The sequence below is a fragment of the Pseudomonas sp. PA-6-3C genome, assembly GCF_021605825.1.
GTDB classification, from domain to species: domain Bacteria; phylum Pseudomonadota; class Gammaproteobacteria; order Pseudomonadales; family Pseudomonadaceae; genus Aquipseudomonas; species Aquipseudomonas edaphica.
In genome coordinates this window covers 115,008-137,749 of sequence record NZ_WKDV01000002.1, presented here as the reverse complement: position 1 = coordinate 137,749, position 22,742 = coordinate 115,008, and the positions used below count along the sequence as shown (strand labels likewise).

The window sequence follows — 22,742 nt, the reverse complement described above, 5'->3', positions numbered from 1 at the left end:
TGATTGCAGGACGCTAAAGTCTGACTAGGCTTTTGTGTAGTTCACATCATTCAGAGGGAAATGCCATGGGTATCATCGGAACCATCTTTATCGGCTTGATCGTCGGCCTGCTGGCTCGTTTCCTCAAGCCTGGCGACGACAGCATGGGCTGGATCATGACCATCCTGCTGGGTATCGCAGGTTCCCTGGTCGCCACCTACGGTGGTCAGGCCCTGGGCATCTACCAGGCGGGTCAAGGCGCGGGCTTCCTCGGCGCGCTGATCGGCGCCATCGTGCTGTTGGTGATCTACGGCCTGCTGAAAAAGAAATGATCTAAGCGACAAAGCCCTCTGCGCTGCGCAGGCGCAGAGGGCTAGAATGCTCGGCATCTGAACTTGCCGAGCTTTTTCATGCGCCGTCTTCTATTCACACTTCTCCTGTTGGGCTCTGGCCTGGCGCACGCCGGTGAACTGCCGGAAACCGATTGGCTCGACTTGATGCCGCTTTCAGACCAGAAAGCCCTCGAGGCCATGCCCGAGATCGACCACAACTCCCCCGAAGCCCAAGGCACCTTCACCGATAAAGGTGGCTTGAAGCAGAGCAAAGGCTTGCCGGCGGTGATGTATTCGACCAAGACCGTGGCCGCCATGAACGGCAAGAACATCCGCATTGGCGGCTACCCGGTGCCGTTGGAAACCGACGCCAAGGGCCGCAGCACGCTGTTTTTCCTGGTGCCATACCCGGGCGCCTGCATCCACGTGCCGCCACCGCCACCTAACCAACTGGTGCTGGTGCGTTATCCCAAGGGGCTGAAGCTGGATGATATCTACACGCCGCTGTGGGTGACGGGCACGTTGAAGGTGGAGAAGGTCAACAATGACCTGGCGGACGCGGCGTATGCGCTGGATGCGGGGAAGGTCAGGGTAGTGAAAGAGTCCGATCTCTAGATCATGACGCAGAACCCAATGTGGGAGCGGGCTTGTGTGGGAGCTGGCTTGCCTGCGATTCAGGCACCTCGGTGTATCAGTGAAACCGAGGTGATGCTATCGCAGGCAAGCCAGCTCCCACACAAGCGTGCTCACACATGTTGATTGGTTTTTACAGAGCGAAGCTGGCGATGCTCACACCCAAGGTATGGCTTTGACCCGGCGCCAAGCTCACCACATCATCCAGCACATTCGCCGTTTCGATGCACAGCATGCCCTGCCAGCCATCATCGGCCATGTCGTCAAACGCCTTGGCGCGTTCGGTCCATGGGTTCCAGATCACGGTCGAGCTCGAACCCTGGCTGGTGAGCTGAATGCGGCGCTGCCAATCCTTATCGACAATATTCAACTGCGCCGGCGTATCCAGGTAGATACGGTCAGTCTCGGCACTGAAGTGCAGCAGGCCGGACTGCTTCTTCTCGGCCCAGCCATCGGCGGTGTCGATATACGCCAGCCCATCCAGCCCTTCGACCTGCACCTTGCGTACGTCACTCACGGCGAAGTACGTGTGCAGCGCCTGGCTGAGGGTCACGGTGTCGGTGCCACGGTTGTGGCTGGTCAGGCGGATGTGCAGTTGATCGTCAAGCAGCAGGCTCAACGTCAGGTTGACCTGATGCGGCCAGCCGGGGAAGCCGCCCTCGGGAACCGGCAGAACCAAGTCCACCCGTAGCGCCTGGCCTTCGAGTTCGCTCGCAGCCAACTCCCACTGTGCCGTGCGCACAAAACCATGGGCACCGGCCGGTTGCTCGCTCTGGCGCATTGCCTTGACGCTCTGCGGGTTGCGGTCAAACACGCCAAACCATGGCCAGCATACCGGCACGCCGGTACGGATGCCTTTGCCTTGCTTGAACACCGCCGCAGGGTTTGGCCATATCAGCGGCTGCTCGCCCTTGCGCTGGTAACTGAAGATGTGCGCGCCCTGTTGGGCCACCATCAATTCAGCGCCGTTGTGGCGAATGCGCCAGCAGTCCAGTTCGTCGATTTTTACGCTTTCAACGTGGGGCACAGGCATACGAAGCACTCTTTAATGGCAGGCAATGGGGCAATTGACCGTCAAAACCCGACGAGGTTTAACGCGCGCGCGACGGTACCGAGCGCGTGCGGCCGCTGCCATCGATGGCGACGAACACGAACACCGCCTCGGTAACTTTGCGCCATTCACTGGACAGCGGGTCGTCGCTCCACACTTCGACCATCATCTGGATCGAGCTACGGCCAATTTCCAGGGCTTGGGTATAGAAGGACAATTGCGCACCGACGGCGACCGGCACCAGAAAGGCCATGCGATCAATGGCCACGGTAGCCACGCGGCCGCCGGCGACCTTGCTGGCCATTGCCGTGCCTGCCAGGTCCATCTGCGCGACCAGCCAGCCGCCAAAAATATCGCCAAAACCATTGGTTTCACGTGGCAATGCGGTGATTTGCAGGGCGAGATCGCCTTGCGGGATAGGATCTTCTTGTTCGAGTTCGATCATGCCAAGGGTGCCTCTGACCCGTAACGCTTCATGGGTGTTTCAAGTGGATAGCCGTCTTCGGGAAAAACGTTTCAGCACCAACATACACCGCTCGATACGTTTCTCGTAAGGCGCACTAAAGGGAAACTCTGCCAAAACGGCTGGGTGGCACCCAACGACGTTTTGGCACAGCAGCCCCTCAAGACAGCGGGTTTGGCGCTTGCAAGGGCCGAGTATATCGAGACGCTGGCGCCGCGACGACCTCCCGGCGCTCATTTGGTCGGCAAATCGCGGCTGTTATGCGGCTTTTTCGCGCAACTGTGTTTCTGATTGCAGGGAAAGCGCACGAATGGGGAATATTTCGCCCATTTGAACTGTGATTCGGTAGACGCTGTGCTTTTTCAAACGATTTGCTATCTTGCCAAACCTGCCGCAAGTCCCGGGCTTGCTGTTCTGATTACTATAAGAGAAGCCTTGCCATGTCCTCCGTGCCCGCAAGCAGCGCGCAACCTTCGCGCCCGCTGACCCGCAACGACTACAAAACCCTTTCGCTGTCTGCCTTGGGCGGGGCGCTGGAATTCTACGACTTCATCATCTTCGTGTTTTTCGCTACCGTGGTCGGGAAGCTGTTTTTCCCCGTCGACATGCCCGAATGGCTGCGCATGATGCAGACCTTCGGCATCTTCGCCGCCGGTTACCTGGCACGCCCGCTGGGCGGCATCATCATGGCGCACTTCGGTGACCTGCTGGGCCGCAAGAAAATGTTCACCCTGAGCATCTTCATGATGGCCGTGCCGACCCTGATCATGGGCCTGCTGCCGACCTACGCACAGATCGGCCTGTGGGCGCCGCTGCTGTTGCTGCTGATGCGCGTCATCCAGGGCGCCGCCATTGGCGGCGAAGTACCTGGCGCCTGGGTGTTTGTCTCCGAACACGTGCCGCCGCGCCACATCGGCTATGCCTGCGGCACCCTGACCAGCGGCCTCACCGCCGGTATCCTGCTGGGTTCGCTGGTGGCTACCGCCATCAACACCCTCTATACCCCGGAGCAGGTCTCGGATTACGCGTGGCGTATCCCGTTCCTGCTGGGGGGGGTGTTCGGCCTGCTGTCGGTGTACTTGCGCCGTTGGCTGCACGAAACACCGATCTTCGCTGAGATGCAGCAGCGCAAAACCCTGGCTGCCGAGTTGCCATTGCGCGCGGTATTGCGTGACCACCGTGGCGCCATCGTGCTGTCGATGCTGTTGACGTGGTTGCTGTCGGCGGGTGTGGTTGTGGTCATCCTGATGACCCCGACCGTGCTGCAAACCGTCTACCACTTCAGCCCGACGGTTGCGCTGCAAGCCAACAGCCTGGCGATCGTTACGCTGAGCCTGGGCTGCATTGCGTCCGGCGCGCTGGCTGACCGTTTTGGTGCCGGTCGCGTTTTGGTCACCGGTTGCGCGTTGCTGCTGGCCACTTCCTGGACGCTGTATCACAGCCTGATGGCCCACCCGGACTGGTTGTTCCCGCTGTACGCGTTGACCGGCCTGTTTGTGGGCACCATCGGTGTAGTGCCTTACGTGATGGTGAAAGCATTCCCGCCAGTGGTGCGTTTCAGCGGTTTGTCGTTCTCCTATAACGTGGCCTACGCCGTATTTGGTGGTTTGACGCCACTGGCGGTATCGCTGCTGATGAAGGAAAGCCCGATGGGGCCTGCTTACTACGTGGCTGTCCTGTGTGTAATGGGGATGGCGGTGGGCGGCTACCTGTGGAAGCGCGGGCGCTGAATGATCGTTCCCACGCTCTGCGTGGGAATGCCGGCCTGGACGCTCTGCGTCCGCTTTTGAAGGTCGTGACGCAGAGCGTCACTGGATGCGTTCCCACGCAGAGCGTGGGAAGGATCAATGCCAGCAACGATTACAGAGTGTTTCCGAAACATCGCTCCAGCCGCCTAAACCTCCTCGCAAGCCCCGGATTTATTGCACTTCCCCCTTCCTGTCAGGTTTTTCATAAATACTGGCCTTTCATCTAATTGTCATATTCCAGACATAGAGTGTTCACACGGCCTACCGATACTTGGCCCCGATCCAACTATCCCTATCTGCTAGGAGCAAGGCATGAAACTGAAACGTTTGATGGCGGCAATGACTTTTGTCGCTGCTGGCGTTGCGACCGCCAACGCGGTGGCCGCTGGTGTTGATCCGGCAATCCCGGCTTACGTTAAGACCACTGGTGTGTCGGGCAACTTGTCCAGCGTCGGTTCCGATACCTTGGCTAACCTGATGACCCTGTGGGCCGAGGGTTACAAAAAGGAATACCCGAACGTCAACATCCAGATTCAGGCTGCCGGCTCCGCCACTGCACCTCCTGCGCTGACTGAAGGCACCTCCAACCTGGGCCCGATGAGCCGCAAGATGAAGGACACCGAACTGGCGGCCTTCGAGCAGAAGTACGGCTACAAGCCAACCGCTATCCCGGTTGCCGTGGATGCCCTGGCTGTGTTTGTGCACAAGGACAACCCGATCCAGCACCTGACCATGGAACAAGTCGACGCGATCTTCTCCTCGACTCGTCTGTGCGGCGCTAAAGCCGATGTTAAAACCTGGGGCGACCTGGGTGTGACCGGCGACCTGGCCAACAAGCCGGTTCAGTTGTTTGGTCGTAACTCGGTATCCGGCACCTACGGCTACTTCAAAGAAGAAGCCCTGTGCAAAGGCGACTACAAGCCAAACGTGAACGAACAACCAGGCTCGGCTTCGGTCGTGCAGTCGATCAGCTCCTCGCTGAACGGCATCGGTTACTCGGGCATCGGCTACAAAACTGCTAGCGTGAAGACCGTGGCCCTGGCCAAGAAAGGCAGCACTGACTTCATCGAAGACAGCGAAGAAAACGCCCTGAACGGTAAATACCCGCTGTCGCGTTTCCTCTACGTGTACGTCAACAAAGCCCCGAACAAGCCTCTGGCCCCGCTGGAAGCTGAGTTCGTGAAACTGGTTCTGTCCAAACAGGGCCAGGAAGTAGTAGTGAAAGACGGTTACATCCCACTGCCAGCCAAAGTTGCCGCCAAGGCACTGGCTGACCTGGGCCTGAAAGAAGGCAACTAAGCCTGCAATACCGGTGTAGCAGCGGGCCCTGTGGAAGCGGGCTTGCTGTGGCGAGGGAGCTTGCTCCCGTTCGACTGCGTAGCAGTCGCAAGCCTTGGGGGCGCTTCGCCCCCCAGCGCAAGCAAGCTTGCTCGCCACAGTAACCCCTTACTCTTCAAGCCCGTCTACACCTCTAATTCTTTAATCCGCTGCCAGCCCTGCTACGCGGCGGATTTCTTGCGTCACTGCATTGTCATCTTTCTGTCATACAGGATCGCTAGGGTGTGCGCATGAATGATCTGGCCAATTCCACCATGACGACGACTTCTCCCCCCAAGCGTATTGATTTCAATACGCCTGAGCTGCAACGCAAGCGCCGCATTCGCGCGCTCAAAGATCGCCTGACCCGTTGGTATGTGTTGATCGGCGGCCTCGCCGTGCTCGGCGCAATTACCCTGATCTTCTTCTTCCTGGCTTATGTCGTTGCACCTTTGTTCCAAGGTGCTTCGCTGACCAAGGAAGACGCGCTGACACCCGCCTGGATGCAGGACGCCGGCAAGCCGTTGATGATCTCCCTCGAAGAACAGAACCAAGTTGCCATGCGGGTTTCCGACAAGGGCCAGGCGCTGTTCTTTGATGTGAGCACCGGTGCCGAGCTCAAACGTGTCGACCTGCCTTTGCCTGCTGGCGCCACTGTGGTCTCGATCGGCAAGGACCAGCCAGGCAGCCCGTTGGTGATCCTCGGTTTGTCCAATGGCCAGTCCCTGGTGTTCCGCCACACTTATAAAGTGTCGTACCCGGACGGCAAAAAGACCATTACGCCGGCCATTGAATACCCCTACGGCGAAACGCCCATCGTCCTCGACGAGCAGGGCCGCCCGCTGGAGCACGTCGCCCTCAACGCCACTGACTCGTCGCTGGTGGTTGCAGGTTCCGCGGGTTCGTACTTGAACGTACTGAGCCTGAGCCGCGAAGAAAACATGATGACCGGTGAAGTCACCAGCGAGCAGAAGCGTATCGAGCTGCCGCAAATGACCGAACCGGTGAAGGCAATCTTCATCGACCCACGCCAGCAGTGGTTGTATGTGATCAACGGTCGTGTGCTCGCCGATGTGTTCAGCCTGCGCGACAAGAGCCTCAACGGTCGTTACAAACTGCTGGAAGACGGCAACGCCGAAATCACTGCCAGCACCCAGCTGGTGGGCGGTATCTCGCTGATCGTCGGTAACTCCAAGGGCGGCCTGGCCCAATGGTTCATGGCCCGTGACCCGGACGGCGAGCAACGCCTGAAGCAGATCCGCACCTTCCAGATGGGCACCGCGCCAATCGTTGAAATCACCGCCGAGGAGCGTCGCAAAGGCTTCACCGCCCTGGACGCATCCGGCAAGTTCGGCGTGTTCCACAGTACCGCGCACCGCACGCTGCTGGTCGATCCGGTGGTGGATGGCCAAGGCCTGTTCGGCATGTCGCCACGCGCCAACCGCGTGATCGTCGAAGCCGGCGGCAAGCTGCAACCGCTGCTGCTCGACAACCCGCACCCGGAAGTGTCCTGGAGCGCGCTGTGGAGCAAGGTCTGGTACGAAAACTACGACGAGCCTAAATACGTCTGGCAATCGACCGCCGCCAACACCGACTTCGAACCCAAAATGAGTTTGGCCCCGCTGACCTTCGGTACCCTGAAGGCTGCGTTCTACGCCATGTTGCTGGCGGCGCCACTGGCAGTTGCCGCGGCAATCTACACCGCTTACTTCATGGCCCCGAGCCTGCGCCGCAAGGTCAAGCCGGTGATTGAACTGATGGAAGCGATGCCGACGGTGATCCTCGGCTTCTTCGCCGGCCTGTTCCTGGCGCCTTATGTGGAAGGGCACTTGCCGGGGATTTTCAGCCTGCTGATGTTGCTGCCGATTGGCATCCTGGTCGCCGGGTTTGTCTTCAGCCGCCTGCCTGAATCGCTGCGCCTGCGCGTTCCGGATGGTTGGGAAAGCGCGATCCTGATTCCGGTGATCCTGTTTGTGGGCTGGCTCTCGCTGTACATGAGCCCATACCTGGAGACCTGGTTCTTTGGCGGCGACATGCGCATGTGGATCTCCCACGACCTGGGCATCACCTACGACCAGCGCAACGCCCTGGTCGTCGGTCTGGCCATGGGTTTTGCGGTGATCCCGAACATCTACTCCATCGCCGAAGACGCCGTGTTCAGCGTGCCGCGCGGCCTCACCCTGGGCTCATTGGCCCTGGGCGCCACGCCATGGCAGACCATGACCCGCGTGGTGATCCTGACCGCGAGCCCGGGCATCTTCTCCGCACTGATGATCGGCATGGGCCGCGCAGTGGGTGAAACCATGATCGTGCTGATGGCCACCGGCAACACCCCGGTGATGGAGATGAACCTGTTCGAAGGCCTGCGCACATTGGCGGCCAACGTTGCGGTGGAGATGCCTGAGTCGGAAGTCGGTGGCAGTCACTACCGCGTGCTGTTCCTCTCGGCGCTGGTGCTGCTGCTGTTCACCTTCATCATGAACACCCTCGCCGAGCTGATCCGTCAGCGTCTGCGCAAGAAATACTCGTCGCTTTAAGAAAGGTAGAAGTCTGTGAAACAGAACTCCCTGAATGGATGGTTCAAGAGCGGCGCCCCCGGCGTCTGGATCAGCGGTGGCGCGGTGTCCATCGCGGTCATCATGACCATTGGTTTGCTGGCCGTGATTGCCGTGCGTGGTCTGGGCCACTTCTGGCCGGCCGACCTGATCCAGGCCAACTACAGCGTGCCTGGCCAGGAAAACCATATCGTCATCGGCGAAGTGGTGCAGAAGGAAGAAGTGCCGCGCGAGCGCCTGAAAAGCGCGGGCCTGCCGGTGCCGGACCAAGGCCCGGAATTCATGACCCGCGAGCTGATCAAGGTCGGTAACCGCGACTTGAATGGCAACGACTTCACCTGGATCGTCGGCGAGTGGTTGAAAGACCAGACCACCCCGAAGAACCTGATGGCCATCGAGCGTCGTGAGTGGGGCAACTTCTACGGCACCCTGGTCAACGTCAAGCAAGATGGCAAGGTGATCGCCGAAGGCGAAGCCGCATGGCCGGAGCTGCAAGCCCGCGTCGATCGCGTGAACAAGTTGGCGGCCCAGCTCAAGAGCCTTGAGAAAACCGACATCGGCGCGATCAACGCTGGCCTGGAACGCATCCGCCTGCACGGGCGCAAGCTGGAGCTGGAAGGCAAGCTCGACGCTGCCGCCCAGGCCGACATGGACTCCGGCCGCGCCGAGCTGAATGCCCGTTACCAGGACATCGAAGCGCGCCTGGCCGACCTGCACACCCAGTTCAACCGCGACAGCCTGACGGCCCGCGACGGCAACGGCAAAGAAATCGAAATCGGCATCGGCAAAGTGGTGCACGCCTACCAGCCGAACGCCATGGGCACCCTGACCAAGGTGGGTTTCTACTTCAGCAAGGTCTGGGAATTCTTGAGCGACGACCCACGGGAAGCCAACACCGAAGGCGGGATCTTCCCGGCCATCTTCGGCACCGTGATGATGACCCTGATCATGGCGATGATCGTGACCCCGTTCGGCGTGCTGGCGGCGGTGTACCTGCGTGAATACGCCAAACAGAACACCCTGACCCGCATTATCCGTATCGCGGTGAACAACCTGGCCGGCGTACCGGCCATCGTTTACGGCGTGTTCGGCCTGGGCTTCTTTGTGTATGTACTGGGTGGCTCGGTCGACCGTTTGTTCTTCGCTGAAGCTCTGCCGGCGCCGACCTTCGGTACGCCTGGCCTGCTGTGGGCTTCGCTGACCCTGGCGCTGCTGGCGGTGCCGGTGGTGATCGTGGCCACTGAAGAAGGCCTGGCGCGGATTCCTCGTACCGTGCGTGAGGGTTCCCTGGCACTCGGCGCAACCAAGGCGGAAACGCTGTGGAAGATTGTGCTGCCGATGGCCAGCCCGGCGATGATGACCGGCATGATCCTCGCCGTGGCCCGCGCCGCCGGTGAAGTGGCGCCGCTGATGCTGGTGGGTGTGGTCAAGCTGGCACCGTCGCTGCCGCTGGATGGCAACTACCCGTACCTGCACCTTGACCAGAAAATCATGCACCTGGGCTTCCATATTTATGACGTTGGCTTCCAGAGCCCCAACGTCGAAGCCGCACGACCGCTGGTATACGCCACCGCCTTGCTGCTGGTGCTGGTGATCGCCACGCTCAACCTGTCGGCGGTGTGGATTCGTAACCACCTGCGCGAAAAATACAAGGCGCTGGACAGCTAAAGCGATCCCCTGTGGGGCCGGCTTGTGTGGGAGCTGGCTTGCCTGCGATAGCATCATCGCGGTGTGGCTGACACACCGCGGTGCCTGCATCGCGGGCAAGCCCAGCTCCCACACAAGCCAGCTCCTCAAGGGTCCAGAGACAGACACAGATTTTTGAGTAAACCGCCCCGGCGGTTCAACCAAACGAATTGGTAGCACAGGGAGCATCCCATGCAACATGAAACCCATACCCACGGCATCAACATGTCGGCCCTGGGTCGCGACAAGCAGAGCCTGAGCCTGGCCCAGGAAACCGTGGCCATCGAAGTTCCGGGCCTGAGCCTGTACTACGGTGAAAAGCAGGCGCTGTTCGACGTCAGCATGAACATCCCCAAGCAGCGCGTGACCGCCTTTATCGGCCCGTCCGGCTGCGGCAAGTCCACGCTGCTGCGCACCTTCAACCGCATGAACGACCTGGTTGACGGTTGCCGCGTAGAAGGCGCGATCAACCTGTACGGCACTAACATCTACCGCAAGGGCGAAGACGTGGCCGAGCTGCGCCGTCGCGTGGGCATGGTGTTCCAGAAGCCGAACCCGTTCCCCAAGACCATCTACGAAAACGTGGTTTACGGCCTGCGCATCCAGGGCATTAACAAAAAACGCATCCTCGACGAAGCCGTTGAGTGGGCCTTGAAAGGCGCGGCGTTGTGGGACGAAGTTAAAGACCGTCTGCACGACTCGGCACTCGGCCTGTCCGGCGGCCAGCAGCAGCGTCTGGTGATCGCCCGCACCATCGCCGTGGAGCCGGAAGTGTTGCTGCTCGACGAACCCTGCTCGGCACTCGACCCGATCTCGACGCTGAAAGTCGAAGAGCTGATCTACGAACTCAAGTCCAAGTTCACCATCGTCATCGTGACCCACAACATGCAACAGGCGGCGCGGGTTTCCGACTACACCGCGTTCATGTACATGGGCAAGCTGGTGGAGTTCGGCGACACCGACACCTTGTTCACCAACCCGGCGAAGAAGCAGACCGAAGACTACATCACCGGTCGTTACGGCTAGCCCCAGCTGCAAGCCGCAAGTTTCAAGCGGCAAGTGGAAGCAGTTTGATCAACGACACACATCAGCTTGCAGCTTGTAGCTTGCGGCTTACAGCTTTTGCGGAGCAAACCCATGATTAGCAAAGAAGGCCTTACCCACCACATCTCCGCGCAGTTCAACGCCGAGCTTGAGGAGGTGCGCAGCCACCTCCTGGCGATGGGCGGGCTGGTGGAGAAGCAAGTCAACGATGCCGTTACTGCGTTGATCGAGGCCGACTCTGGCCTGGCCCAGCAAGTGCGCGAGATTGATGACCAGATCAATCAGATGGAACGCAATATCGATGAAGAATGCCTGCGCATTCTGGCCCGTCGCCAACCGGCGGCCTCCGACCTGCGTTTGATCATCAGCATCTCCAAGTCGGTAATCGATTTGGAGCGCATCGGCGACGAAGCCACCAAAATCGCCCGCCGCGCTATCCAGCTGTGCGAAGAAGGCGAGGCGCCACGCGGTTACGTGGAAGTGCGCCACATCGGTGACCAAGTGCGCAATATGGTGCGCGATGCGCTGGACGCTTTTGCCCGCTTCGACGCCGAATTGGCGTTGTCGGTGGCGCAATACGACAAGACCATCGACCGCGAATACAAGACCGCACTGCGCGAGCTGGCCACCTACATGATGGAAGACCCGCGCTCTATCTCGCGGGTCTTGAACATCATCTGGGTATTACGTTCCCTGGAACGGATCGGCGACCACGCGCGCAATATCTCGGAATTGGTGATTTACCTGGTGCGCGGCACCGACGTGCGGCACATGGGCCTCAAGCGCATGAAAGCCGAAGTTGAAGGCACGGCCGATCAAATCCCTAATGTTCCGGGCGAAACTGACGATAAGTAAGGTTGCCCGAGACATTAACGCCCGGCCTTTGGTCGGGCGTTTTCGTTTGTGGCATCTGAATTTATTTGCGCAGCAGGAGCAATAAGTCCTTCTGTGACCAGCGAGTTTTGGCAAAATGCCATCAGTCAGGCGTTTTGCATGCCGAAGTTTTAATAGGATGAAGGGTCGATGAGTAAAGTCAGTGTATTGGTGGTGGACGACGCCTCGTTTATCCGCGATTTGGTGAAGAAGTGCCTGCGCAACTACTTCCCAGGCATCAAGATTGAAGACGCGGTAAACGGCAAAAAGGCGCAATCCATCCTGATGCGTGAGACCTTCGACCTGGTGCTGTGCGACTGGGAAATGCCTGAGATGTCTGGTCTTGAGCTGTTGACCTGGTGCCGTGAACAAGCCCATCTCAAAGCCATGCCGTTCGTGATGGTGACCAGCCGTGGCGACAAGGAAAACGTTGTGCAGGCGATCCAGGCCGGGGTTTCCGGTTACGTCAGTAAGCCGTTCACCAACGAGCAACTGCTGAACAAGGTCAAGCAGGCTTTGCACAAGATCGGCCGTCTCGACGCCCTTATCGCCAGCGCGCCGACCAAGATGAACTCGGCCTTCGGCAACGACTCTCTCAATGCCTTGACCGGCGGCAAGCCCGAGGCGGCCAAACCGGCGCCGATAGCTGCGCCGAGCAAAGGCCTGCTCAACAGCCAACCGGTGCAAGCGCCTGCTGCCTCGCCTGCCGGCGGTCGCGGCCAGGGCCAACTGCGGCTGTCCAGCGGCAACCAGCAATGTGTGATCAAGGCGCTGAGCATTAAGGAAGCGTTGCTGGTGGTCCGTCGCGGTGAAGTGCTGCCCCAGGTGCTGGAAAGCGCCGTGCTCGACCTTGAGCAAGGCGAGAACGCCGAAGTCGCGCGCCTCAACGGCTACCTGCACGCCATCGTCGCCTATGAGCCACGGCCTGACAGCGACTGGCTGCAACTGACCTTCCGGTTTATTGACCAGGATGCGCAGAAGCTCGACTACATCTCCCGCCTGATCGCGCGCGGTACGGCGCAGAAGCACTTCGTGCCGGGAGCTTGATCGCCTGAATCAAGGGAATCGACCGACCGTCTGATTCCCGCTGGGTCGCTTGATTTATATCCATTTCGATATAGTCTCTCGATAACGCGTCAGTGTTATCGAGCCTTTGCTATGCCTTGAAACACACCTGCACCGCCTTTGGCTGAATCGTCGATTAGGCTTCTTCTTTCCAGGAAAGGAGAAGCAAATGCCAAGGCATAAGGATGTGGTGTTTTTAGGAATCTCGCTCAAGGATCTCAACGAATTCCCTCTCGACGCCCGAAGGGCTGCCGGCTTTCAGTTGGATCTCTTGCAGCAGGGTGAACAGCCTTTTGATTGCAAACCGATGAAGACTATCGGGAGGGGCGTCAGCGAAATTCGGATCACTGAGGAATCAGGAGCGTTTCGAGTGTTCTATGTGATTAATCGGCCGGAAGCAGTCTATGTGCTGCACGCGCTGCGCAAAACCACACAGAAAACCGAAGGGCGGGATATCGAACTGGCTCGTGCCAGATTGCAGGAGATAGGTTAAGCCCATGACAGACTCAAAAATTCACACCGAACGTTTCAGCAGCGTCTGGGATGCTCTGGAAGACACGCCCCAACAAGCCGCCAATATGCGCATGCGCTCAAAGTTGTTGTTGGAGTTGTGCAACACCATCCGCAGCTGGGAGCTTTCTCAGAAAGACGCGGCACAAAGGCTCGGTATCAGTCAGCCGCGCTTGAACGACGTGCTCAACGGCAAGATCGACAAGTTTTCCCTTGATGCGCTGGTCAACCTGTCGGCCGCCGCCCGGATGAATGTGGATATCTGCTTTACCGCGCTGCCCGCTTAGAGCTGTCATCAACCCTTGCTAGCCTGCCGAACAGTCATCCCGGCAGGTACGTCATGTTCATTCGCCTAGTCCTGTTCTGTGGGCTGGCCACGGTTTGCACTTCGACCCTGGCCATGACCCTCTACAAAACCACCGATGCCAATGGCGTGGTGTCTTTCAGCGACCGGCAAACGCCGGGCGCCCAGGCATTTGTGATGCAGGAGCGCCGGGTGGAACGGACCAAACGGCCGGTGCTGGATATGCCCACATCAAGTTATCCACAGCAAGCCTATCGCTATCCTTTGCCTTGGCGTGGTGGGCCGTTTCGCTTGACCCAAGGCCCTAACGGCAGCTTCAGCCACACCGACGCCAAGAGCCGCTACGCCATGGACATCGCCATGCCCGAAGGCACACCAATCATTGCGGCGCGTAGCGGGATGGTGGTGAAGACCGAAAATAACCAGGCCGGGCGCGGTAATGACGCGTCCGGGAATTTCGTGCGCATACGCCACGATGACGGCACCGAGGGCGTGTATTTGCACCTCAAGCAAGGTTCGGTCAGCGTAAGGGCAGGGCAGCGTGTGGTGGTGGGAAGCCCACTGGCGTTGTCGGGCAATACCGGCAACAGCAGCGGGCCGCATCTGCATTTTGTGGTGCAGAAGGCTTCCGAGGCCGGGCTGGTTTCGATTCCGTATGAGTTCAACCAGCCGCTTGGCAAATTGCCCAACTTTGCGTTGGGCAATTGAGGCGTCAATCCAGCAGCAACACCTTGGCCAGGACGATCTTCGGCCCTTTCATCTTCTTGATGATGATGCGCAAGCCTTCAACTTCCAGCACTTCTTCCTCTTCCGGCACGCGTTTCAACGTGTCGTAGATCAAGCCGGCCAGGGTTTCGGCTTCGATGTGGTCCAGGTCCACGCCCAGCAGGCGCTCCACCTTGAACAGCGGCGTGTCGCCACGCACCAGCAGTTTGCCTGGCTGGTAGGCGAGGATGCCACGCTCGGCCTTGCGGTGTTCGTCCTGGATATCGCCGACCAGCACTTCCAGCACGTCTTCCATGGTCAGGTAGCCGATGACTTTGCCGTCGGCTTCTTCCACCAGGGCAAAGTGCGCGCCGCCTTTGCGGAACTGCTCCAGCAACTGCGACAGCGGCATGTGCCGCGAGACACGCTCCAGCGGGCGGGTCAGCTCGGCCAGGTTGAACGACTCGGGGATGTGGTCCAGGGCAGCCAGTTCCAGCAGCAGGTCCTTGATGTGCAGCAAGCCGACAAACTCGTTGCGATCGGCGTCATACACCGGGTAACGGCTGAATTTGTGGCGGCGGAACAACGCGAGGATTTCCTTGAGCGGGGCGTTGAAGTCCAGGGTCACCAGGTCTTCGCGGGAGTTGGCCCAGTCCACCACTTCCAGCTCGCCCATTTCCACAGCCGAAGCCAGTACGCGCATGCCTTGGTCGCTTGGGTCCTGGCCACGGCTGGAGTGCAGGATCAGCTTGAGTTCTTCGCGGCTGTAATGGTGCTCATGGTGCGGGCCGGGCTCGCCTTGGCCGGCGATACGCAAGATGGCGTTGGCGCTGGCATTGAGCAGGTAGATCGCCGGGTACATGGCCCAGTAGAACAGGTACAGCGGCACCGCCGTCCACAGCGACAGCAGCTCGGGTTTGCGAATTGCCCAGGACTTGGGGGCCAATTCACCGACCACGATGTGCAGGTAGGAAATCACGAAGAAGGCGGCAAAAAACGACACGCCTTTGATCACTTCAGGCGATTGCACGCCGATGGCGCCCAGCAATGGCTCGAGGATGTGCGCAAAGGCCGGCTCACCGACCCAGCCCAGGCCCAGGGAGGCGAGGGTAATACCCAATTGGCAGGCCGACAGATAGGCGTCGAGCTGACTGTGGACGGTGCGCAGGATCTGCCCGCGCCAGCCGTTCTTGTGGGCGATGGCCTCGACCCGGGTGGCGCGCAGTTTGACCATGGCAAATTCCGCCGCAACGAAGAAACCGTTGAGCAGTACCAGGATCAGTGCAAAAAGAATCATGCCGAAATCGGCGAAGAGTGTAGCGAGGGTGATACCAGGGGAAGGGTCCATGATGGGGTTTTGCAGGTTCCGTGTGTTCAATAAGGGGTGACAGACAGGCCTGAAAGGCAGGCGCAAGTCGGCCAATGTAGCGGCTGACGGGGCGCTTGCCTAGTGCCCGCTGCCGGGCGGAGCCTGGAAAGCCTTCTGCCAAACCATGCAAATCCAATGTGGGAGCTGGCTTGCCTGCGATAGCGGCCTGCCAGTTGAGGTGATTTCAGCTGACCCACCGCCATCGCAGGCAAGCCAGCTCCCACACTTAGATTTACGTCGTTTTCGGGTTATTCATCTGTGCCGATCACCCGCGAGCGGGTCATCTGCGCCGGTGGGAAATGGCAGGTAAAGGTGCTGCCATGCCCCAGCACGCTGCTGATCTCCAACCGTGCGCGGTGGCGCAACAGCACGTGTTTGACGATCGCCAGGCCCAGCCCGGTGCCGCCGGTGTTGGAGTTGCGGCTTGAGTCGACGCGGTAGAAGCGTTCGGTCAGGCGCGGCAGGTGCTTGGCGTCGATACCGATGCCGGAGTCCTGCACGCTCAAGTGTGCGCCGTGCTCATCGCTCCACCAGCGGATGCGGATATTGCCCTTGTCCTGGGTGTACTTCACGGCGTTGAACACCAGGTTGGAAAACGCGCTGCGCAACTCACCTTCGCTGCCTTTGAGCAATACCTGCGGGTCGGCTTCCAGTGTGATCTGTTGCCCGCGCTCGCCGGAAAGCGCCTGGGCGTCATTCTTGATGGTCTGCAGCAGGCTTTGCACCGCCACCGGATGGTTGTCCGACGGGTAATCGGTGGCTTCCAGCTTGGCCAGCAACAGCAGGTCATTGAGCAGGGTTTGCATGCGTGAGCCCTGCTGTTGCATCTGCTGCAGGGCACGGCTCCAACGCGGGTTGATCTCGTCGACGTTGTCCAGCAGCGTCTCCAGGTAGCCGCAGATCACCGTCAACGGCGTACGCAGTTCGTGGGAGACGTTGGCGACGAAGTCTTTGCGCATCTGTTCCAACTGGTGAATGCGGGTCACGTCGCGCACCAGCATCAGGTGCTCGTTGTTGCCATAACGCGTCAGGTACAGCTGGATGCGCACGCGGTCATTGGTAGGCGAGGGGATTTCCAGCGCTTCTTCGTAGTTTTCCTGCTCGAAATATTCCTTGAAGCGCGGGTGGCGCACCAGGTTGGTCACCGGCTGACCGCTGTCCTGGGGCGTCTTGAGGCCCAGCAAGGTCTCGGCAGCGCGGTTCCACCACTCCAGGTTGCCGTCGCTGTCGAGCATGATCACCGCGTCTTTGAGCGCAGCGGTAGACTCCTGCACCCGGTCGATCACCGCCTGCAGGCGCCCGCGAACCCTTTGGTCGCGGCGTTGCAGGTGGTAGATGCTGTCGAACACTTCGCCCCACAGGCCGTAGCCGTCGGGTGGTGCTTCGTCGGGTTTGTGCTGGCGCAGCCATTCATGCAGGCGCAGCAATTGTTTGAGGGTCCAGCCCAGGTACAGGCCGATACCAACGGCCAGGCTCCAACCGTAATAACCGCTGATCAAACCCACCACCAAGCAACCGGTGATCAACAGAAGCATGTGGCGAATCAGGGTGCCATGCCAGTTCTGGTTCACTTAAACATGCGTCCTTGTCAGCTGTTAAGGAAAGGAAGGGCCGGCTCAACCTTTGGTGGAAAAGCGATAGCCGGTGCCGCGCACGGTTTGTACCAGATTCTCGTAGGCATCGCCCAAGGCTTTGCGCAGGCGGCGGATATGCACGTCAACCGTGCGCTCCTCCACATACACATTGCCGCCCCACACCTGGTCCAGCAATTGCCCACGGGTATAGGCGCGCTCCTGGTGGGTCATGAAAAATTGCAGCAGGCGGTATTCGGTCGGCCCCATCTCGGCCGGCTTGCCGTCGATGGTCACGCGGTGGCTGATCGGGTCCAGGATCAGCCCGTCGACTTCGATCGGCGCTTCGCCATCGGTAGGGCCGGCACGGCGCAGTACGGCCTTCAGGCGCGCTACCAGCTCACGTGGGGAAAACGGCTTGGTGATGTAGTCATCAGCGCCGACTTCCAGGCCCTGGATCTTGTTGTCCTCTTCACCCTTGGCGGTGAGCATGATGATCGGGATATCCCCGGTCAGCTCGTCACGCTTGAGGCGACGGGCCAGTTCGATGCCGGAGGTGCCGGGCAGCATCCAGTCCAGCAGGATCAGGTCCGGCTTGCGGTCGACGATAATGGCATGGGCCTGCTGGGAGTTCTCCGCCTCCAGGCAGTCATAGCCGGCCATTTCCAACGCAACGGCGATCATCTCGCGAATGGGCGCTTCGTCGTCAACGATCAGAATGCTCCTGCCAACCATGCTCAAAATCCTCTTGTCATTTAACTGTCTTGCGCCGCATTAGATAACGGAATTATTGCAGTCGTGTGACAGTAATTTAGACGATCGGGCAATTCACGGCACTCTGGACTACCCTTTGGGTCCGAATCCTGACAACCACAAAAGGAAGGTTCCGATGACTTACAGCACTGTTTCATGGAAAGCCCTGTTGGTATCGGCTGCGTTGACGCTGCCGGGCCTGGCGTTTGCGGCGGAGCCGGCGATGACTCACGACGGAATGTTGGTGGATCACAAGGGGCTGACCCTCTACACCTTTGACAAGGATGCCGACGGCAAGTCGGTGTGCAAAGACCAGTGTGCGACCAACTGGCCGCCGCTGAAGGCTGAGTCTACTGACAAGTCGATGGGTGATTGGACAGTCATTACCCGCGACGACCAGACCAGTCAGTGGGCTTACAAAGGCAAGCCTGTCTACACCTACAAGGATGACAAGAAGGCGGGTGACAAGACCGGTGATGGCAAGGGCGGGGCGTGGCACGTAATCAAGCCCTGACCACGCAGTGCGGCTGAAACCATCGCGGGCAAGCCCGCTCCCACAGGGGAATGCGTTCCAAATGTGGGAGCGGGCTTGCCCGCGATGGCGTCAGCACTGACTTACCGAAACCCGTAATCCGCCACAATCCCGACAAAAATCGCCAACCCCGCCCAGTGGTTATGCAAAAACGCCTTGAAGCATTTCATCCGATCCTTGTCCCGGGTGTACCAGAATTCCCAGGCAAAACAGCCCGCCGCCGCCAGCAACCCCAGATGGAACCAGCCACCCAGCTCGAACCGCTGCCCCGCCAATAGCAGGCACACCAGCGATAAACCTTGCAGGGTCAGAATGATCACGCGGTCCGCATCGCCGAACAGAATGGCGGTGGATTTCACCCCGATCTTCAAGTCGTCATCGCGGTCGGTCATCGCGTAATACGTGTCGTAGCCCACCGTCCACAGCAAGTTGGCGATGTACAGCAGCCACGCCGTGGCCGGCAAATGCCCGGTCTCGGCAGTGAATGCCATCGGCATGCCCCATGAAAACGCCGCGCCCAGCACCACTTGTGGGTAATAGGTGTAGCGCTTCATGAACGGGTAGCTCGCCGCCAGCGCCAGGCCGCCCAAGGACAGCAGGATGGTGGTCGCGTTGGTCAGCAGCACCAGCAGAAAACTGATGCCCATCAGCACCGCAAAAAACACCAAGGCCTCTTTGGAACTGATCTTGCCGCTCACCAGCGGCCGTTGCTCGGTGCGTTTCACATGGCCGTCGACCTTGCGGTCGGCCCAGTCATTGATCACGCAGCCGCCGGCGCGGGTCAGCACCACGCCCAGCACGAAAATCACGATATTGAGCAACGACGGCGAGCCCTTGCCCGCAATCCACAGCGCCCAAAGCGTCGGCCACAACAGCAGGTAAATGCCGATGGGTTTGTCCATGCGGGTCAACTGAATGAAATCCCACGCCCTGGGGTTCAGGCGGTTCAAGGACTTGAGCAGACGTTGATACATCAGCAGTTCTCCGGATGGTCATGCAGCGCATGCCAGAAGCTGGGCAGGAAAATTTCCGCGACCAGCACGCTCAACGGCCCGCGATCAAAGCGCGAGCGGCGCGCCCACAGGCCATCGGCCTGGTCGGCGCTCGGCAGCCATTGCCGTGGGTAATGGCATACCTTGATCGCCTGGCGAGTGAAGGCCTGATCGCAGAACAGCAACTCGCCCAGCGAACGGCTGCCCAATTCGTCCATGTGCAAGCCATCGCCCTGCAAGGCACTGCACGCCGCCACGCTGCGGGCAAACACCCACGGTTGGCCATGCCCGCGCAAATACACCTCGCGTACCCAGCCGACCGTGGCCGGGGCCATACCCAACGCCGCACATTCATCCTCGCGCAGTGGCTGCCAGCCTTCGAACAGTGGCGTCACGCTGAAGCCGTCGTTGGAAAGCCACGTAAGCCGGCGCGTCAGCGAGCCTTCGTCGAACAGCCAGTTGAGGGTCAATGGCGCGGGCATTGGGCTCAGAAGGCTCTGGGTCAGCCATTGGCAAGCATCGGGACAGGCGATTGAGTGCGGCACGGTGAGTCAGTTTTGGCAGTAAAAGAGGCGGCGAGCTTACCATGGCGTCCTGAACTTTTGCCGGGCTGAACCGGCCGTTTGCGCCGAACATGCTTGCATCTGCCGGCCCCGATCAGTACAAAACGCCCTGAGCCGCACGGCAACGTTGGTCTATCGACCGTCGGCCAAGATGCCTGGACCCTGAGGAAGCAAGTAATGAAGAAGTGGCAATGTGTAGTCTGCGGCCTGATCTATGACGAAAAAGACGGCTGGCCGGATGACGGTATCGCACCGGGCACCCTGTGGCAGGACGTCCCGGAAGACTGGCTGTGCCCGGACTGCGGCGTGGGCAAAATGGATTTCGAAATGATCGAAATCGGCTAAACATCGGTTTAAGAAACGTACTACAAGGAGAAAGGAATGAACGCACCTGTCGTGATCATCGGCACAGGGCTGGCCGGTTACAACGTGGCCCGGGAATTTCGCAAGCTCGACAGCGAGACCCCGTTGCTGCTGATCACCGCGGATGACGGGCGCTCCTACTCCAAGCCCATGCTCTCCACCGGCTTTGGCAAGAACAAGGAAGCCGATGGCCTGAGCATGGCTGAGCCGGGCGCCATGGCCGAGCAACTCAAGGCCGAAGTGCGCACCCACACGCGCATCAGCGGCATCGACCCGGGCCACAAACGCCTGTGGATCGGCGAGGAAGCGGTAGCCTACCGCGACCTGATCCTGGCTTGGGGCGCAGAAGCCGTGCGCGTGCCGGTCGAAGGCGATGCGGCGGAACTGATTTTCCCGATCAATGACCTTGAAGATTACGCACGCTTCCGTGCCGCTGCTGCCGGTAAGCGCCGTGTGCTGCTGCTGGGCGCGGGCCTGATCGGCTGTGAATTCGCCAACGACCTGATACTTGGCGGCTATGAAATTGATCTGGTCGCACCCTGCGAGCAAGTCATGCCGACTCTGCTGCACCCAGCAGCGGCTGGCGCTGTGCAAGCCGGGCTGGAAGGCCTCGGCGCGCGGTTCCACTTGGGCCCGGTGCTCAACCGCTTGCAGCGCACGGCGGATGGCCTGGAAGCGCACCTGTCGGATGGTGAAGTGATCCACTGCGACCTGGTGGTCTCGGCCATCGGCCTGCGTCCGCGCGTGGACCTGGCTGCTGCCGCCGGCCTGCAGATCAACCGTGGAATCATGGTGGACCGCCACCTCAAGACCTCCCACGCCAACATCTACGCCCTGGGCGACTGCGCCGAGGTCGATGGCCTCAACCTGCTGTACGTGATGCCATTGATGAGCTGCGCCCGCGCCCTGGCCCAAACCCTTGCCGGCAACGCCACCGCCGTCAGCTATGGGCCGATGCCGATCACCGTCAAAACCCCGATCTGCCCTCTGGTGGTATCGCCGCCGCCACGCGGCACCGAAGGCGTGTGGAGCGTCGAAGGGCAGGGCGCCGACATCAAGGCCTTGTGCCGCGACGCCAGCGGCCGCCTGCTGGGTTATGCGCTGACCGGCAGCGCCGTCATGGAAAAACTTGCCCTTAACAAAGAACTTCCGCCATTGCTGGCGTAAATGCCGGTCGTTCTGTCGGAATCAGCACCTTCTTACCCCCAGAAAGGTCGCCGCGAGACTGGCGGAGCGTGCGAGGGCATGCCATCCTCACTCCCGTCTGCCGCAGAGTAGAGCCTGCGGCGCCTTGGGCGCTGCTCCACCAGAGAGCAGCACGGACATAACAACAAAAAACCGTCAAAGAGGCTTCACTTATGCGTAAACCAGAACTCGCAGCCGCTATTGCAGAAAAAGCAGACCTGACCAAAGAGCAGGCCAACCGCGTCCTCAACGCCGTTCTCGAAGAAATCACCGGCGCCCTGCACCGCAAGGACAGCGTCACCCTGGTGGGCTTCGGCACCTTCCTGCAACGCCACCGCGGCGCCCGCACCGGCAAAAACCCGCAAACCGGTGAGCCAGTGAAAATCAAGGCGAGCAATACCGTTGCATTCAAGCCGGGCAAGTCGCTCAAAGACAGCGTCAACCCGTAATAGCAGGACCGTCTGAAGGGAGGCGGGTTGGTAAGAAAATGGGCACGCCGACTGGGTTGGGTGCCCATTTTTGTTGGGCGTCGTTAAAGCGGGTGATGGCACCGGCACTTCAATGGCTCTAAAGGTGGGGGGCAAAGCAACGGGTCGTCTCGATGTTTTTTATAACTATTTAAATGTTCAGATTCAGCACAGCAGTCACGCGTACGGAGTTCGGCTGCTATTGAATTGGAACGGTTTTGCTTTATGCAACCACGTATAGGCTGAGGTTGCAGGGAGCCCTCCTTAAGTCGATAACTTACTTGGAGAAAAAATGAAACTATCCAATCAAGCCTATGTTCCCCTCCTTCCGCCCCTGACTAACGTCGATGCGGCACAACCAAAACTACCGGTGCCACCAGGGCTACTCGATCAGTCCTCCCAACCGACTAAACCGGGCGCGCATACATTAGATCCAAATGCTTACCCTGAAGGTACCGCTGAGGAGCATAGTAATAGAACGATCAGGGGTTTTAGGTTTCGCCCCAGAATACCTGCAACAAGGCCACTCAAACCGCCAAAACCGCTAACGCCACCTAAACCACCTAGGCCCGCGCCCTCGGCGAGTAGGCCAAGCAGTGTCGCGAGTGCTGCCAATACCGCCAGGGCTGTTGGCGCTTTGCAGTTCCCTCCCATTGCCTCCTCACTGGCCACTCAGGCGCGA

At 59.8% G+C, this 22,742-nt stretch carries 23 protein-coding genes; 16 read left to right on the top strand and 7 right to left on the bottom strand.

From position 1 onward, the window contains the following. Positions 1-65: 65 nt before the first annotated feature. Positions 66-311 carry a GlsB/YeaQ/YmgE family stress response membrane protein gene (locus tag GIW48_RS02465; protein ID WP_058424295.1) on the top strand — a complete coding sequence of 82 codons (246 nt, stop codon included), beginning with the start codon at positions 66-68 and terminating at the stop codon, positions 309-311. A 78-nt stretch (positions 312-389) separates the two neighbouring features. Then, positions 390-926 carry a DUF3299 domain-containing protein gene (locus tag GIW48_RS02460; RefSeq protein WP_017135795.1) on the top strand — a complete coding sequence of 179 codons (537 nt, stop codon included), beginning with the start codon at positions 390-392 and terminating at the stop codon, positions 924-926. Between the two features lie 151 nt (positions 927-1,077). On the opposite strand, the gene GIW48_RS02455 is transcribed toward GIW48_RS02460, so the two are convergent. After that, a complete protein-coding gene (locus GIW48_RS02455; protein ID WP_176992512.1) occupies positions 1,078-1,977 on the bottom strand; it encodes a D-hexose-6-phosphate mutarotase in 900 nt (299 codons plus the stop codon). 58 nt (positions 1,978-2,035) lie between these two features. Then, complete coding sequence (locus GIW48_RS02450) at positions 2,036-2,440, bottom strand: acyl-CoA thioesterase (protein WP_003176975.1); 405 nt, start codon at positions 2,438-2,440, stop codon at positions 2,036-2,038. Between the two features lie 458 nt (positions 2,441-2,898). On the opposite strand from GIW48_RS02450, the gene GIW48_RS02445 reads away from it, so the two are divergent. The 10 genes from GIW48_RS02445 to GIW48_RS02400 all read left to right on the top strand — a co-directional run bounded on the left by GIW48_RS02445 (position 2,899) and on the right by GIW48_RS02400 (position 14,268). Beyond that, entirely contained in the window at positions 2,899-4,188 is a 1,290-nt protein-coding gene (locus GIW48_RS02445; RefSeq protein ID WP_017135797.1) for an MFS transporter, read from the top strand. A 330-nt stretch (positions 4,189-4,518) separates the two neighbouring features. After that, entirely contained in the window at positions 4,519-5,505 is a 987-nt protein-coding gene (locus GIW48_RS02440; protein ID WP_017135798.1) for a phosphate ABC transporter substrate-binding protein PstS, read from the top strand. A 521-nt stretch (positions 5,506-6,026) separates the two neighbouring features. Then, positions 6,027-8,060, top strand: coding sequence for an ABC transporter permease subunit (locus tag GIW48_RS02435; RefSeq protein WP_170037024.1), 2,034 nt, complete (start codon positions 6,027-6,029; stop codon positions 8,058-8,060). Positions 8,061-8,075: 15 nt separating this feature from the next. Beyond that, positions 8,076-9,746 carry a phosphate ABC transporter permease PstA gene (gene pstA / locus GIW48_RS02430; RefSeq protein WP_017135800.1) on the top strand — a complete coding sequence of 557 codons (1,671 nt, stop codon included), beginning with the start codon at positions 8,076-8,078 and terminating at the stop codon, positions 9,744-9,746. Positions 9,747-9,956: 210 nt separating this feature from the next. Further along, complete coding sequence (gene pstB / locus GIW48_RS02425) at positions 9,957-10,790, top strand: phosphate ABC transporter ATP-binding protein PstB (RefSeq protein ID WP_017135801.1); 834 nt, start codon at positions 9,957-9,959, stop codon at positions 10,788-10,790. A 111-nt stretch (positions 10,791-10,901) separates the two neighbouring features. Continuing rightward, positions 10,902-11,663, top strand: coding sequence for a phosphate signaling complex protein PhoU (gene phoU / locus GIW48_RS02420; protein WP_016971674.1), 762 nt, complete (start codon positions 10,902-10,904; stop codon positions 11,661-11,663). A 168-nt stretch (positions 11,664-11,831) separates the two neighbouring features. Beyond that, positions 11,832-12,728, top strand: coding sequence for a response regulator (locus GIW48_RS02415; RefSeq protein WP_017135802.1), 897 nt, complete (start codon positions 11,832-11,834; stop codon positions 12,726-12,728). A 187-nt stretch (positions 12,729-12,915) separates the two neighbouring features. Next, positions 12,916-13,239, top strand: coding sequence for a type II toxin-antitoxin system RelE/ParE family toxin (locus GIW48_RS02410; RefSeq protein ID WP_138453081.1), 324 nt, complete (start codon positions 12,916-12,918; stop codon positions 13,237-13,239). Between the two features lie 4 nt (positions 13,240-13,243). Further along, positions 13,244-13,543 (top strand): helix-turn-helix domain-containing protein, encoded by a 300-nt coding sequence (locus GIW48_RS02405; protein WP_099550240.1) that lies wholly within the window; start codon positions 13,244-13,246, stop codon positions 13,541-13,543. Positions 13,544-13,596: 53 nt separating this feature from the next. After that, positions 13,597-14,268, top strand: coding sequence for a peptidoglycan DD-metalloendopeptidase family protein (locus GIW48_RS02400; RefSeq protein WP_099550241.1), 672 nt, complete (start codon positions 13,597-13,599; stop codon positions 14,266-14,268). Between the two features lie 4 nt (positions 14,269-14,272). Here GIW48_RS02400 and GIW48_RS02395 read toward each other — a convergent pair whose 3' ends face one another. From GIW48_RS02395 to phoB, 3 genes are all read right to left on the bottom strand, one after another. Then, the gene (locus tag GIW48_RS02395; protein WP_017135804.1) at positions 14,273-15,613 is read right to left on the bottom strand and encodes a hemolysin family protein; all 1,341 of its coding nucleotides are present in this window, start codon (positions 15,611-15,613) and stop codon (positions 14,273-14,275) included. 269 nt (positions 15,614-15,882) lie between these two features. Then, positions 15,883-17,169 carry a phosphate regulon sensor histidine kinase PhoR gene (phoR, locus tag GIW48_RS02390; protein WP_178111008.1) on the bottom strand — a complete coding sequence of 429 codons (1,287 nt, stop codon included), beginning with the start codon at positions 17,167-17,169 and terminating at the stop codon, positions 15,883-15,885. 81 nt (positions 17,170-17,250) lie between these two features. Then, positions 17,251-17,940 (bottom strand): phosphate regulon transcriptional regulator PhoB, encoded by a 690-nt coding sequence (gene phoB, locus GIW48_RS02385; protein ID WP_003195617.1) that lies wholly within the window; start codon positions 17,938-17,940, stop codon positions 17,251-17,253. Between the two features lie 154 nt (positions 17,941-18,094). On the opposite strand from phoB, the gene GIW48_RS02380 reads away from it, so the two are divergent. After that, the gene (locus tag GIW48_RS02380; protein ID WP_017135806.1) at positions 18,095-18,472 is read left to right on the top strand and encodes a COG4315 family predicted lipoprotein; all 378 of its coding nucleotides are present in this window, start codon (positions 18,095-18,097) and stop codon (positions 18,470-18,472) included. Positions 18,473-18,573: 101 nt separating this feature from the next. On the opposite strand, the gene ubiA is transcribed toward GIW48_RS02380, so the two are convergent. Both ubiA and GIW48_RS02370 read right to left on the bottom strand, forming a co-directional pair. After that, positions 18,574-19,464 (bottom strand): 4-hydroxybenzoate octaprenyltransferase, encoded by an 891-nt coding sequence (gene ubiA / locus GIW48_RS02375; RefSeq protein ID WP_017135807.1) that lies wholly within the window; start codon positions 19,462-19,464, stop codon positions 18,574-18,576. Next, on the bottom strand, positions 19,464-20,027 hold the full coding sequence (locus tag GIW48_RS02370; protein ID WP_236460326.1) for a chorismate--pyruvate lyase family protein: 564 nt from the start codon (positions 20,025-20,027) through the stop codon (positions 19,464-19,466). The genes ubiA and GIW48_RS02370 overlap by 1 nt, the downstream gene beginning before the upstream one ends. Positions 20,028-20,222: 195 nt before the next feature. Here GIW48_RS02370 and GIW48_RS02365 point away from each other — a divergent pair, with 195 nt between their 5' ends. The 3 genes from GIW48_RS02365 to GIW48_RS02355 all read left to right on the top strand — a co-directional run bounded on the left by GIW48_RS02365 (position 20,223) and on the right by GIW48_RS02355 (position 22,042). Next, positions 20,223-20,390, top strand: a complete 168-nt coding sequence (locus tag GIW48_RS02365; RefSeq protein WP_003213373.1) for a rubredoxin — start codon at positions 20,223-20,225, stop codon at positions 20,388-20,390. A 36-nt stretch (positions 20,391-20,426) separates the two neighbouring features. Beyond that, positions 20,427-21,575 (top strand): NAD(P)/FAD-dependent oxidoreductase, encoded by a 1,149-nt coding sequence (locus GIW48_RS02360; protein WP_017135809.1) that lies wholly within the window; start codon positions 20,427-20,429, stop codon positions 21,573-21,575. Between the two features lie 191 nt (positions 21,576-21,766). Then, the gene (locus tag GIW48_RS02355; RefSeq protein WP_003213368.1) at positions 21,767-22,042 is read left to right on the top strand and encodes an HU family DNA-binding protein; all 276 of its coding nucleotides are present in this window, start codon (positions 21,767-21,769) and stop codon (positions 22,040-22,042) included. The last annotated feature ends 700 nt before the right edge of the window (positions 22,043-22,742 follow it).